Source organism: Sorangium sp. So ce295, from assembly GCF_051527405.1.
Lineage (GTDB): Bacteria > Myxococcota_A > Polyangia > Polyangiales > Polyangiaceae > Sorangium > Sorangium cellulosum_B.
Genome location: NZ_CP150324.1, coordinates 11,761,924 through 11,774,809, shown reverse-complemented (window position 1 = coordinate 11,774,809; position 12,886 = coordinate 11,761,924). Strand labels below are relative to the sequence as shown.

At 72.1% G+C, this 12,886-nt stretch carries 11 protein-coding genes; 5 read left to right on the top strand and 6 right to left on the bottom strand.

From position 1 onward, the window contains the following. Positions 1-57 precede the first annotated feature (57 nt). Both dapB and dapA read right to left on the bottom strand, forming a co-directional pair. Entirely contained in the window at positions 58-855 is a 798-nt protein-coding gene (dapB, locus tag WMF11_RS44735; protein WP_437911091.1) for a 4-hydroxy-tetrahydrodipicolinate reductase, read from the bottom strand. Positions 856-926: 71 nt separating this feature from the next. Beyond that, entirely contained in the window at positions 927-1,832 is a 906-nt protein-coding gene (dapA, locus tag WMF11_RS44730) for a 4-hydroxy-tetrahydrodipicolinate synthase (protein ID WP_012240636.1), read from the bottom strand. A 295-nt stretch (positions 1,833-2,127) separates the two neighbouring features. Here dapA and WMF11_RS44725 point away from each other — a divergent pair, with 295 nt between their 5' ends. The 5 genes from WMF11_RS44725 (at position 2,128) to WMF11_RS44705 (ending at position 5,540) form a co-directional block, all read left to right on the top strand. Continuing rightward, on the top strand, positions 2,128-2,844 hold the full coding sequence (locus WMF11_RS44725; protein WP_437975078.1) for a NuoI/complex I 23 kDa subunit family protein: 717 nt from the start codon (positions 2,128-2,130) through the stop codon (positions 2,842-2,844). A gap of 70 nt (positions 2,845-2,914) precedes the next feature. Continuing rightward, on the top strand, positions 2,915-3,430 hold the full coding sequence (locus tag WMF11_RS44720) for an NADH-quinone oxidoreductase subunit J family protein (RefSeq protein WP_437905151.1): 516 nt from the start codon (positions 2,915-2,917) through the stop codon (positions 3,428-3,430). 3 nt (positions 3,431-3,433) lie between these two features. After that, complete coding sequence (gene nuoK / locus WMF11_RS44715; protein WP_012240633.1) at positions 3,434-3,742, top strand: NADH-quinone oxidoreductase subunit NuoK; 309 nt, start codon at positions 3,434-3,436, stop codon at positions 3,740-3,742. Between the two features lie 253 nt (positions 3,743-3,995). After that, a complete protein-coding gene (locus WMF11_RS44710) occupies positions 3,996-4,241 on the top strand; it encodes a hypothetical protein (protein WP_044967022.1) in 246 nt (81 codons plus the stop codon). 255 nt (positions 4,242-4,496) lie between these two features. Beyond that, positions 4,497-5,540 (top strand): glycosyltransferase family 2 protein, encoded by a 1,044-nt coding sequence (locus WMF11_RS44705; RefSeq protein ID WP_437546651.1) that lies wholly within the window; start codon positions 4,497-4,499, stop codon positions 5,538-5,540. Between the two features lie 65 nt (positions 5,541-5,605). On the opposite strand, the gene WMF11_RS44700 is transcribed toward WMF11_RS44705, so the two are convergent. From WMF11_RS44700 to WMF11_RS44685, 4 genes are all read right to left on the bottom strand, one after another. After that, positions 5,606-8,200 (bottom strand): hypothetical protein, encoded by a 2,595-nt coding sequence (locus WMF11_RS44700; protein ID WP_437975077.1) that lies wholly within the window; start codon positions 8,198-8,200, stop codon positions 5,606-5,608. A 93-nt stretch (positions 8,201-8,293) separates the two neighbouring features. Further along, the gene (locus WMF11_RS44695; RefSeq protein ID WP_437975076.1) at positions 8,294-9,343 is read right to left on the bottom strand and encodes a lysylphosphatidylglycerol synthase domain-containing protein; all 1,050 of its coding nucleotides are present in this window, start codon (positions 9,341-9,343) and stop codon (positions 8,294-8,296) included. Further along, on the bottom strand, positions 9,340-10,083 hold the full coding sequence (locus WMF11_RS44690; RefSeq protein WP_437975075.1) for a class I SAM-dependent methyltransferase: 744 nt from the start codon (positions 10,081-10,083) through the stop codon (positions 9,340-9,342). Before WMF11_RS44690 ends, WMF11_RS44695 begins: the two co-directional genes overlap by 4 nt. Before the next feature lie 3 nt (positions 10,084-10,086). Then, complete coding sequence (locus WMF11_RS44685) at positions 10,087-12,864, bottom strand: protein kinase domain-containing protein (RefSeq protein ID WP_437975074.1); 2,778 nt, start codon at positions 12,862-12,864, stop codon at positions 10,087-10,089. Positions 12,865-12,886 lie beyond the last annotated feature (22 nt).

The following is a 12,886-nucleotide window of genomic DNA, read 5'->3' as shown; positions in this document are numbered from 1 at the left end:
CTCCCTCGCGGAACGCCGGAGCGCGGATCGCCCGCGTCTGGCCCTGGAGCGCCGGGGTCAGCCGCCGATCACGTCGGCCATCGTGTATCGGCCGGGCGGCTTCCCGTGCAGGTGCCACGCCGCGCGCAGCGCCCCGCGCGCGAAGAGATCGCGGCTGGTCGCGCGGTGCGTGAGCTCGAGGCGCTCGCCGGGGCCGAGCAGGTGGACGGTGTGGTCGCCGATGACGTCGCCGCCGCGCACGGCGAAGATCCCGAGCTCGTTCGCCTTGCGCGGGCCGACGTTGCCTTCGCGGCCGTGCACGTCGTCGAGCGTCGCGGCCGGCTCGCGGGCCGCGCGCACGGCGTCGGCGAGCCGCACGGCCGTGCCGCTCGGCGCGTCCACCTTGGCGCGGTGGTGCACCTCCACGATCTCGACGTCGTAGCCGGGCCCGAGCCGCCGCGCCGCGCTCGCCGCGATCTCCGCGAGCACGTGGATGCCGATGCTCGTGTTCGGCGACCAGAGGACCGGGACGTGCTGCGCCGTCTCGTCGAGCAGCCGCTCGCACGTGCCGTCGAGGCGCGTCGTGCCGCTGACCACGGCGACCTTGGCGCGCATCGCGAGGTGCAGGAGGCGGGGGAGCGCCTCGGGCCGCGAGAAGTCGATGACCACGTCCGCGCCGAGCAGCCCGGCGCTGGTGTCGTCGCTCATCGCGACGCCGATGGTGCCTGTCCCCGCGAGCTCGCCGACGTCACGGCCGATGCGGGAGGAGCCGCGCGACACGATCGCGCCCACGATCTGGGCTCGCTCGTTCGCCGCGAGCCGGACGATGGCCTGCCCCATCTTGCCGCTCGCGCCGTGGATCGCGACCTTCAGCAGCCGGGCGTCGTCCCCCTGGGCGGCCCCCAGGAGCGCGCTCATCGGCACGCCTCGATGATCTCCGTTCGATTTCACGACGCCTCGCGCCTCGCCTCGAGCCGCCTCATCGCCTCGGCGATCTGCTGCCGGGTCGCCTCTCCGGCCGGCACGAGGGGCAGCCGGACGGCGGCGCTCATGCGGCCCAGGGCGGCGAGCGCGGCCTTCGCGGGGGCGGGGTTCGGCTCGACGAACAGGAGCCCGTGCAGCTCGAGGAGCGCGAGGTGGGCTGCGCGCGCGCCCGCGAGGTCGCCGGCCAGGAACCGCCGGGTCACCGCGCTGGTCTCGCGCGGCAGCACGTTCGACGTGACGCTGATGACGCCCTGCGCGCCGAGCGCCATCATCGCGAGCGTCAGCGCGTCGTCGCCGCTCAGGATCGTGAGCCGGTCGCCGAGGCGCCGCACGAGCTCCTGGCAGCGGAACACGTTGCCCGAGGCGTCCTTGATGGCGACGACGTTCGGCGCGGCGGCGCAGATGCGCTCGGTCGTCTCGGCGGAGAGGTCGACCACCGTCCGCCCCGGGATGTTGTAGAGCACGATCGGCGCCGGGACGGCCCTGGCCACGGCCAGCGTGTGCTCGCGGAGCCCGTCCTGCGAGGGCTTGCTGTAGTATGGCATCACGATCATCACGCCCGCCGCGCCGGCGGCGAGCGCGGCGCGCGAGGCCTCGATCGTCTTCTTCGTGGAGAACGAGCCCGTCCCCGCGATCACCGGCACGCGGCCGCGCGCCGCCTCGACGACGCGCCGGATGACCGCGGTCGTCTCGGCTTCGCTGAGGGTCGGCGACTCGCCCGTGGTCCCGCACGGCACGAGCCCGCTGACGCCGCCCGCGATCTGCGCCTCGACGAGCGCGTCGAGCGCGTCGAAGTCGACGGCTTCGCCATCGGGCGTGAATGGCGTGACGAGGGCGGTGAACGTTCCCGACAAGGGGAGCTGCGACATCAGACGACCATGATCGCCACCCCGGGTGCGCGTCAACAGGAGAGGACGGGTTCGCCGCGGACTCCCCGCTCTCCGCTGGTTCCCGCGCGGGGCGAAGCCGAACGGACGCGGCCTTCGGGCGGGCTGGCGGGAGCCCGCGGAGCTTGTACGGCGCGGGCTGGCGGGACCCGCGGGGCCTGCGGGGAGCGGGCCGGACGCTCCAGGGCAGGTCCGCGTCTGCTATCGTCCGCGGTGTAGCGCCTCGCTCCTTCGGGGGATTTGCCCGAGCGCGTCAGGTCCCTGAGAGGCACCGGCCATGGATCTCGCCCAGTACATCAAGAGCATCTCCAGCGCGGCCAATACCATCCTGGAGGGGATGGCGGTCACGTTCTCCCATCTGTTCCGGGAGCCCATCACCGTCCAGTACCCCGACAAGACGGACCGCCCCGTCAGCGAGATGCTCCCCCCGCGGTACCGAGGCTTCCTGGAGGTGCAGATGGACATCTGCACCGGCTGCAAGCGCTGCGAGCGCGCGTGCCCCATCGAGTGCATCGCCATCGATCTGGAGAAGGACCCGGCGACGAAGAAGCAGGCGATGAGCCGCTTCGACATCGACATGGGCAAGTGCATGTACTGCGGCCTGTGCGTCGAGGCGTGCAAGACGGAGTCGACAGGCGCGATCCGCCATACCCGCGAGTTCGAGGGGGCGGCGCCGACGCTCGACCACCTCACGTTCCGCTTCATCCCGGAGGGCCTCGTTCCGCTCTACAAGGCGCCGAAGGACCTCGGCGAGGTGCCCGTCGGCGAGTACGGGCCGCACGCCCGGGAGGCCCGCGAGCGCGCCATGCGCGACAACCCGGCCGCGCTGGAGGAGCTGCGCGCCATCTGGCGCAAGGAGCGCGAGAAGCAGCAAGGCGCCGAGGGCGCGGAGCCCGCGGGCGGGGGGGCCGGAGGGGGGGCTGGAGCGGGGGCTGGAGCGGGGGCTGGAGCGGGGGCTGGAGCGGGGGCTGGAGCGGGGGCTGGAGCGGGGTAGGAGCGGGGTAGGAGCGGGGGTCGCCCTTGATGGGCGGTGGGCAGCGGTCTAACGTCGCGGCCCTCACCCCATGCCCTCCCTGAGCGCACTCGTCTTCCTCGGGCTTGCCGCGCTGACGCTCGGCTCGGCCGGGCTCGTGGCGTTCTCCAGGAACATCATCCACTCCGCGCTGGCCTTGCTCGGCACGTTCCTCGGCATCGCCGGGCTGTACGTCTCGCTCTCGGCCGATTTCATCGCGGCGACGCAGGTGCTCGTCTATGTCGGCGGCACGCTCGTGCTCATCCTCTTCGCCGTGATGCTCACGAGCCGCATCGCGGAGATGAAGATCTCGAACCCGCGCGGCGGGCCGGCCGTGGCGTTCGGTCTGGTCACGGCGGTGCTGCTCCTGCTCGGCAGGGTGGCGACCCAGACCCCTTGGCCCGCCGAGGCCAGGCCGGCGATGCCGTCCACCGCCAAGCTCGGACACGCGTTCCTCGGAGAGTACCTGCTCCCGTTCGAGCTCGGCTCGGTCGTGCTGCTCGCCGCGATGATCGGCGCGGTCGTGCTCGCGCGTCGAGCCGTCAGGCGCGCCTGGGAGAGGGAGTAGGCGATGGAGGTCGGTCTCATCCATTACCTCACCGTCGCCGCGGTGCTCTTCGGGCTCGGGCTGTTCACCGTCATGACGCGGAAGAACGCGGTGGGCATCCTCCTCGGCGTCGAGCTCATCCTCAACGCCGCCGCGCTCAACTTCATCGCGTTCGACCACTTCGTCGCCGGCGGCGTGGCTGGCCAGGTGTTCACGGTCTTCATCATCGTCCTCGCGGCGAGCGAGGCGGCGATCGCGCTGGCCATCGTGCTTCAGGTCTACCGCAATCACCGGAGCATCATGGCCGACCAGCTGACCTCCCTGAAGAACTGACGCGAGAGCGGTCATCCGTGCGGAAGCGCGGGGTCGGCGTGACGCGTGTGACGCGCGGGATGGGCGCGACGTTCGGACCGGCGGCCGCCGCGTCGCGCGCCGGCGCTGCGCGCCGATGCCGATAGTCGACCGTCGACCAGGCGATGCGCTCGACGCTCCCGCGCTCTTCCTCTTCACGTGGAGCTCAATCCCAGCGACAAGCAGGAAAAACCTGACCTTGCTAAGGCCCAGCGGGCGACCCACGTTCGAAGGCATGCAGAACCTATCCAAGACGGAGCTGGTGGGGTTCGTGGAGCTCGAGGTCGGTTCGCTTGCTGTGCAGGTGCCGATCCGCGCCGCAGCGGCGGCGACAGAGCTGCCGCTCGCATCCTTCGAGGCTGAAGGGGACAATTGCGCCATCCTCGTGCGAGGCGACACGTCCTCGAAGGCGGTCGAGGTCGCGCTGCGAAACGCGGCGCAGGAGGCGGTCAAGCACCTCTCGAAGAAGTTGCTCAACTAAGCGGAGCGATGGTCCCGCTGGCCCGGCGCAGCGCTGCAGGCCAGCGTCTCCGCGATGTTCCGTGAAGTTCCGCGATGTCGGTGCCCCGGGGCACCGGCGGAGCGACGTGGACAGGTTTCTGCTGGCCGCCCGGCGCTCAGCGCGAGCGGGGCGGCCTTCCGGCCCGCGCTGGAGCCTCGCGTTGCGGGGAGCCCGCTGCGCGCCGAGGTGAATTTCTCGACGCACGTCGTGCTACGCTGCGCCGCGAAATCGCCCGTGAAGCTCATCATCCAAATCCCTTGCTTGAACGAGCGCGACACGCTCGCCCAGACATTCGCGGACCTGCCGCGGTCGATCGACGGTGTGGACGAGATCGAGGTCCTCATCATCGACGACGGCAGCACGGACGGGACGAGCTCGCTCGCCGAGCAGCTCGGGATCCACCACATCGTCCGCTTCGCCAAGAATCGAGGCCTCGCCGCCGGGTTCATGGCCGGCATCGACGCGTGCCTGCGGCTCGGCGCCGACATCATCGTGAACACCGACGCGGACAACCAGTATCGCGGCGCGGAGATCCCGCAGCTCGTCGCTCCCATCCTCGAAGGCCGGGCCGACCTGGTGATCGGCGATCGGCAGACCGATAGGATCGAGCACTTCTCGCCGCTCAAGAAGGTCTTGCAGCGGTGGGGCTCGCGGCTCATCCGGCGCCTGTCCGCCACGGAGGTGGCCGACTCACCGAGCGGCTTCCGCGCGGTGAGCCGGAAGGCGGCGCTGCAGCTCTTCGTGCACAACCGCTTTACCTACACGCTGGAGACGGTGATCCAGGCAGGCCGCCGCGGCCTCGCCGTCGCGAACGTGAAGATCACGACCAACCCGAAGACGCGCGAGTCGCGGCTCTTCCGTTCGATCCCCGACTACCTGCGCCGCGCCGGTCCCGTCATGTTCCGGGCTTATGCGATGTACCGCCCTGTGCAGCTCGTGGGCTGGGTCGCGACGGTCCTGCTCGTGTTCGGCGTCGCGATCGGCGTCCGGTTCCTTTACTTCTACCTGCGGAATCCGGACTACAGCGGTTATATCCAGTCGCTCATCGTCGGCACGGGCGCCGTCGTGATGGCGTGCATCCTGGTGGCCGTGGCGCTGCTCGCGGAGCTCATCGCGACGAACCGCCGCCTCGTCGAGGAGGTGCTGATGCGCGTGCGCCGGATCGAGACCGAGCTCGCGGAGCGGGAGCCGGCCCTCAGGCTGGAGGGGATCCAGTCCACCGGCGCGAAGCCGTGGCACAACCAGCAGGTGCAACCGGCGCGAGTGAGCGCGAGGTGAAGAAGAGCCCGGTCCCCTGGACCGGGCTGCTGGTCGAACAGCGCTCGTAGCCCCGGGCCGGGAGCTCAGCCGTCCGGGTCCTCCAGATCGTCGTCCTCCGGGGGAGCCACAGGGTCGCTGGGCTCCGACCCGGGCGGCGTGCCAGCGGCCGGGGGCTCGGGCGGCGTGCCCGCGGTCGGGGGCTCGGGCGGCGGCTCCGCCCGGGAGGTGTCGCGCTGCTGCCGCAGGTAGACCGTGTAGTTCTTGAAGCGCTCCGCCGCGAAGAACACGCCGTCCAGCTTCACGTTCCGGCCGTTCCGCGCGTTCTTGCCTAGCACCACCGCCTCCGCGGCGTCGAGGAGCGCGGCCTGCGCGTTCGTATCCTTGGGCCACGCCCGTGCGGGCTTGGGCTCCTGGCCCTTGGGCGGCTGGAGCTTGGGGAGGATGTGGAGCGCCTCGACCGGGTAGAGCCCGTCCGTGTAGTAGCCCGGCGCGCCGAGCGCGAGCACCTGATAGGGCAGCTCGTCGGCCGGCGGCGGCTCCTTCGGCATGGTCACGAGCTGAAGGCTGCCGAAGCGGCGCTTCTCGGTCGCGTAGCGGTGCACGAGCTCGTTGAACAGCACGGCGGCCTGGAGCGTGTCCGGCGGGCGCTGGTTCGGCGGATACAGGATGTGGGTGATGCCGACGCTCCGGTAATGCGCGTAGAGCTCGGCCGGTCCTCGCACGGGCTCGTAGAAAATGAGCGATTGCCAGGCCTGGATATCGAAGATGATCTCGCGCTCGATACCGAGCGTCGTGCGGTAGTTGCGGGCGAGGATGCGCGCGTCGGGCGGGGTAGCCCCGTTGATCGCTCGGTGATCCTGGCGGAACTTGAACCGCTGCGCGTCGGTCCATCGCTTCTCGTAGGTGGAGCGGATCAGCGAGAGCGCGCTCTCCAGCCGGCGGGGGCCGGAGTAGAAGGGCACATCGCCGCTCCACACGATCTGGAACACCACGAGCGGCACGAGGCCGAGCCGCGCGACGGTCCCGAGCTGCCATGTGCGGACGAGCAGCGCGGCGGCGGCGGCGATCGGCACCGCGAGCATGCCCTGCAGGTACCGGTCCGCGGTGTACGTGTTGCTCCACATCCAGATGCCGGCGAACGTCGCCCAGGCCGCGAGCGCCGGCCTGCGACGCCCGCGGATGACCAGCAGCATCGGCAGGAGCAGCGTGAAGAGCGAGCCCATCGAGGGGACGTAGCGAGTGAACGAGTAGTGCGGGGAGAACGAGAACGTGAAGAAGTTGCCGGCCGCGATGAGCTGCCGCTCGAGCCCCTTCCCCTTGGGCAGGTAAGGCGCGTTGGGATACGCCTTCTCCATGAACTCCGCGGAGCGCGCGTGCTGCGGGTACGACCGCGTGAACACGCGCTGGGCCAACGGATAAACCGGGTTGTTATGGTAAATGGTGTTCTTGATCAGGTGCGGCGCGGCCGTGCCGAGCGCCACGCCCGACGTGATGAGCCCGGCCACGAGGACGCGGCGCGCCGAGAGCAGCGGCCGCCTGCGCTTCTTCAGGGCGCGGGAGGCCGCGCGCGCGAGCAGGTACGCGGCGCGCGGAACGACGACCGCCGCCGCCATGCCCAGGTGATAGACCGCCTGGTACTTCACCAGCATCGCGCCCCCGAGCGACGCGCCGAGCAGGACGGCATACCGCCTGTCGAAGCGCTCCGCGAAGCGCATGGACGCGAGCAGGACCGGCGCCGCGAAGAAGCCCAGGAAATGGTCGGCCGAACCGCCGGGGTTCTGGTCCTGGACGAACAGCGACGGGAACAGGAAGAAAGCCGCCCAGAGGCCAGGGACGCGCTCGCCCTGGAGCAGGTACCGCGCCAGCGCCGCGACGCCGACCACCTTCCCGAGGACGAACACGAACTCCAGGTGGAGCGCCATCATCCACCGTTGCTCCACGAGCATCCCGGGGACGCTGAAACCCCACGCGTAGAGCATGCTCGCGAAGTGGGGGAACGAGCGGTTCACGTCGCCGTAGAACGGCACGATACGGCCGGCGCGCGCATAGTCCTGCCCGATCGGCAGGTGATACCAGGTCGCGTCGAAGCTGATGGAATCCGGGGTCAGCGACAGCAGGTAAAGGAGCACGATGCACATGGCGCCGACGCCCGTGGCCGTGAGCCACAGCCAGCGCATCGTCCCCTTCGGCGTCGTCGAGGCGTCGAGATCGTGCTTCAGCCGCGATAGCCAGCGTGGCAGCTCCAGGAGGCCGCCCGCGAAGAGGGCCGCCGGCATCACGAGCCCGTACCAGGGGCGGATCCAGCCGACCACGCCCGCGAGGTACATGCCAAACACGAAGGCGATGGAGCCGAGCGTCACGCCGAACAGGCCCTCTTCGACCGGCGGCAAGTGCGCGAGGCGGAGCACCCGGCGCAACAGCACGAGGCCGATGCCGAGGCTGGAGAGCAGGAACAGCAGCGAATAGCCCCAGAGCGGCGCGAGCCGCCACAGGAGCCAGTGCTGGACTGGAATGTGCGCGTGGACCACGAGCGCGTAGCCGACGAGGCCCATGAGGCACGCGACCGCCGCGAAGACGTTGCGCAGCAGCCTTTCCCGGGGCGAGCCGGAGGTCAGGGCGGCACAGAAGCGGGCCAGGGGGGAGTCGGGGTTCAGGGCAGCACGCAGGCGGGCCAGCATGAGAGGGGGCGCATCCTAGCGAGGCGCGGCGCGTCGGCAAAGCAGCCGCGCGATCTAGCGAGGCGCGGCGCGTCGGCAAAGCAGCCGCGCGATCTAGCGAGGCGCGGCGCGTCGGCAAAGCAGCCGCGCGATGAGCAAGCCGCCCACGTCCACGGCGAGCGAGGTGGCGCGCGAGATGAGCGCGGCGCCCAGCGCCGCGGCGGGTCCGACGACGGGGGCGAGGCCGACGGAGAGCAGCGCCTCACGCACGCCGATGCCGCCCGGCGTGGCCATCGCGAGGAAACCGGCGATGGGCGCCAGCACGAACAGGCCCGAGCCGCCGAGCGCCGCGCCCGGCGTCGCGCCGACGGCGAGCGCGGCGCACGCGCCGTGCGCGGCCCAGGTCAGCGAGTACACCGCGTGCACGAGCGGCAATCGCGCCGGCATGAGCGGCCCGCGCCCCTCGGGCGCGAGGAGCTTGCGCACGCGCTCGGGCGCGCGGGTACGATCCACGGTCATGAGCGCGACGAGGACCGCGCCCAGGGCGAGGAGCACGGGCAGCCTCCATGGACCGATGAGCGCGTTCGCGCCCGCGAACTGCTCGCCGCCCGCCGCGAGCAGGCCGAACCCCACCATGGCGCCGACCGCGATGAAGCTGGTGAACTCGATCGCGAAGGACGACCCCACCTCCGCGCTGGTCGTCCCGATGCGCGACGCGCCCAGCATGCGGAACAGCGGCACGCCGACCTTGCCGGGGATGTACCGCGCCGCCTGCGACTCGATGTGCAGCGCGATCGCCGGCCAGCGAGGGATGGGCCGGCCGGTCAGCTCTTCCAGGATGAAGGCCCAGGCGAGCCCCAGCACGACGAGGCCGAGCGCGAGGGGCAGCACCGAGAGCGCCACGAACGCGGGACGGATGTCGATCGGCGCGCCGCTCTCCCACCTGCGGGCGAGGTCCCGCGCGGCGAGCCCGATGAACAGGGCAGCGACGACGACCATGATCGGGCGCAGCGCCGTGCGCACCCTGGCGAGCGGGCCCCCGATCCGCTGCGGCGGGCCGGGCGCGGGCTCGGGCGGATCTGCCGAGATCCTCGGGGGGGCGGGCGGGGCGCCGGTGGGCGGGGTGCTGGGGAGATCGGCGAGCGACGCGGATCTGTCCTTCATGCGGCCCAGCGCTTCGCCACGCAGAAGACCGACAGGCCGAAGCTCGGCCGGTAGCCGCGCGCGATGAGGTCGACCTCGGCACCGAGGACGGCTTCGAGCGCGGAGGAAGCGAGGCCCGACTTCGGCGAGGGCTGCTTCATGCTGGTCTTGCGAGGGCGCAGCTTGCGCGCGGCGCTCCAGACGGCGCGCGAGCCGACCGCGGCAGGGAAGAGGAGCTGGTTGAAGTAGGCACAAGCTTCCACGTGGAGCTCGGCCGGCAGCGCGGCGCGGAAGCTGCCAGCCGTGTACCGGCGGAAATGCTGCAATGCGCGGTCGTGGTCGCTGAACAGCCACGGATACGCGGGCACCGTGGCGACGAAGATTCCGCCGGGGCTCAGGTGGTCATGGATCCACCGGAGAGCGGCGCGGTCGTCCTCGATGTGCTCGATGACATCGAGCGCGCAGATCACGTCATAGCGTCGGTCGAGCTGGAACGGGATGGATGTGCCGTAGAGCGTCCTCGCCGCGCCGACCTTCGCGATGGCCTCCTGTCCGAGAGGGCTCACCTCGTTGGCGTCGACGGCCCCGAACTCCGCGAGGACACTCAGGTTCTGGCCGACCCCGGCGCCGACCTCGAGCAGCTCGAGCGGCCGCCGTTCCGGGCCGAACTCGCGCACCAGATGGGCCAGCAGCCGGGCCCTCCCCTTCCTCAACCAGTCGCCGGATTCTTCGGAGTATTGCTGATAGGCAGTCGTTTCCACGCTTCACTCTGCATGCGGGGCCGGATCGCCCTGGGGCGATCCGGTCGGGGGCGGCGACTCTGCTGGTGAGGTCGGTTCCGCCTCGGCCGGCTCCGGGGGGATCGGGATCTCGATCGTCAGGTCGTCCACCTTGCCCGGCTCTTTCCGCGACTTCTTCGGCGGTGGCGGCGGCGGGCGCCGCTTCCGCGGCGGCGTCGTCGTGGCGGCCCTCGCCGACGGCTGCGCGGACGTGGCCGTGGCCGTTTCCACGGCCTTCGCCGTGACGGTCGGCTGGGGCGCGGGCTCTGGCGGCGGTGCGGGCTCTGCCGTGACGGCGGGCGGCGGCGGGGCCTTGCTCTCGGCCGCCGGCGTGCTCTGCGGCAGGCGCTGCGAGCGGACGACCATCTGCCACGCGGCGACGCCGGCCAGGGCCATCAGCGCGAGGGCTGCCAAGCCGGCGCGTCGGCGCCGACGTGAGCCGGGGTCGAACTCCGGAAGCACGCTCTCGCGCGCCTCGTGCGCCACCCCGCTCACGCTGGACCCCTTCATCCATTGGTCCGGCGACTGGCCGGAGGGCAACGCGCGAGCCCGAGGGGCGAGCGGCGGATCGAGCGGGGGCGGCTCGCGCAGCGAGGCGGGGGGCGCGGCAGCCGCGACCGCCCCGACGACCGCTCGCCTGACGTTGTCGCGGAGCCTCTCCGACGACGGGTCCTGGCTCGGCGGCGCCTCGCGCTCGGGGGCGATCGCGTGCGGATCGGCCTGTTGCGGCGAGAGCACGTGTGGCGTTTGCGAGGAGAGCGGCGGCTCGGCCGTGGCGTCTGGCGCGACGGGTACGCCGCTCTGGGGCGCAGCCATCGCGGGCTCGGCCGGCGCCTGGGCCGCGGGCTCGGCCGGCGCCTGGGCCGCGGGCTCGGCCGGCGCCTGGGCCGCGGGCTCGGCCGGCGCTTGGGTCGCGGGCTCGGCCGGCGCCTGGGCTGCGGGCTCGACCGGCGCCTGGGCTGCGCGCTCGGCCGGCGCCTGGGCTGCGGCCGCGGGCTCGGCCGGCGTTGCGTCTGCGCGTGGAGCGAGCGCCGCGGATGCGGCCGTCGCCGTCCAGGGCTCGTCCACGTCGGTGTCGATCACGTCCTCTTCGAACTCGTCGATGTCGACGTCGACGAGCGAGGACGCGCTGTCGGCGGCCTTCCGGAACGTGTCGCTGGGCGCCGGCGCCGGTGCAGGCGCGCCTGGTGGGGCGTCCACGCCGTCTGTCGTCGCGGACGATGCACCGCTCGGCTGCGCGGAGACCGGCGTCCCGGTGGCGACCGGTGTTCGGGCAGCGACCGGCGTCCCCGTGGCGACCGGCGTCCCGGCAGCGACCGGTGTCCCTGCAGCGACCAGCGTCTCGGCAGCGACCGGCGGCTTCTGCGATGCGCTGTCGCTGTGCTGCGGCGGCGCCGGAGGTCGATCGCCGGGCCGAGCCGAGAGCGGCGGCCGTTCGCCGAGCTCGGACGAGCCCGGTGATTGCTCGCTGATCTGCGCCAGCGACGGCGTCTGAGGCCGCGCCGTGGGCCGAGGCGGCGCCGGAGGTCGCTCGGTGGCCCGCGGCGGTGCGAGAGGCCGCTCGCCGATCCGAGAAGACAGCGGCGGGCGCTCGCTGAGCGGAGGCCGCTCGGTGAGCCGCGGCGGCGTCTGCGGCCGCTCGCTTGGCACCGCGGGGACCCTCGCGCTCGATCTGGCCGACGGCGGAGCGGCCGGCATGTCCGCCGGCGGCTCGCCCGATCCTCGCTCGGGCGATCGCGTCGAGCCGGCGCCCGTGGGGTCGGCCACCCGGGGGAGCGGCGGCGCCTTCGGGATCACCGAGCCTGTCGCCGGCCGCGGCGGGGCCGCCGGCGGGCGCGTGGGCGAGGCCCGGGGCGGCAGCGGCGGCGGCGACTGCGGCGATCTCATGCTGATCGGGGCCTCGGTCGACAGGTCGGCGACGCGGGCGAGCGACTCCGCGAGATCGCGCGCGCTGCTGAAGCGCCGCGACGGATCGCGGTCGCAGGCGCGCGCGAACCACCCGTCGAAGCTCGCCGGCAGCTCCGGGTTCACCCTCGACGGGACCGGGATCTCGCCGAGCGAGATCTTGATCAGCAGGTCGCCCACCCCCTCGCTGTCGAACGGGAGCTCGCCCGTCACGCACTGGTAAGCGATCACGCCGAGCGCCCAGAGATCCGCGCGGTAGTCGACCTCCCGGAGCCCCTTCACCTGCTCCGGGCTCATGTAGTGCGGCGTGCCCATGAGCGTGCCGACGCTGGTGCGCTGGGCGACCCGCTTCCCCTTCCCCTGCCCCTTCACCTTGGCGATGCCGAAGTCGAGGATCTTGACGATCTCGTCGTCCTCGTTCGCGCAGAGGAAAAAATTCTCCGGCTTGAGGTCGCGGTGCACGATGCCGGCCCCGTGCGCGCGGGTGAGCGCGCGCGCGACCTGCGTCACGATCTTCGACGTCTCCTGGAGCGAGAGGCGGCGCCGGCGCGCGAGCCGATCGAAGAGATCCTCGCCCTCGAGCAGCTCCATCACGATGAACGGCTGCTCCCCGTCGATGCCGTGATCGATGATCTGCACGACGTGCGCGCTGCGCAGCTGCGCTGCGGCCGTCGCCTCGCGGCGGAACCGCTCGCGCGCGTCCTCCTGCTTCGCGAGCTCCAAATCGATGAGCTTGACCGCGACATGGGTGCCGAGCGCCAGGTGCTCGGCGACCCACACCGCCGCTTGCGCGCCCTGCCCCACGGGTCGGATGAGGCGGTAGCGCTCGCTCAGCACCTGACCAGCTGCAATAGACACGGCGGCAAAAGCCTACGTCGAG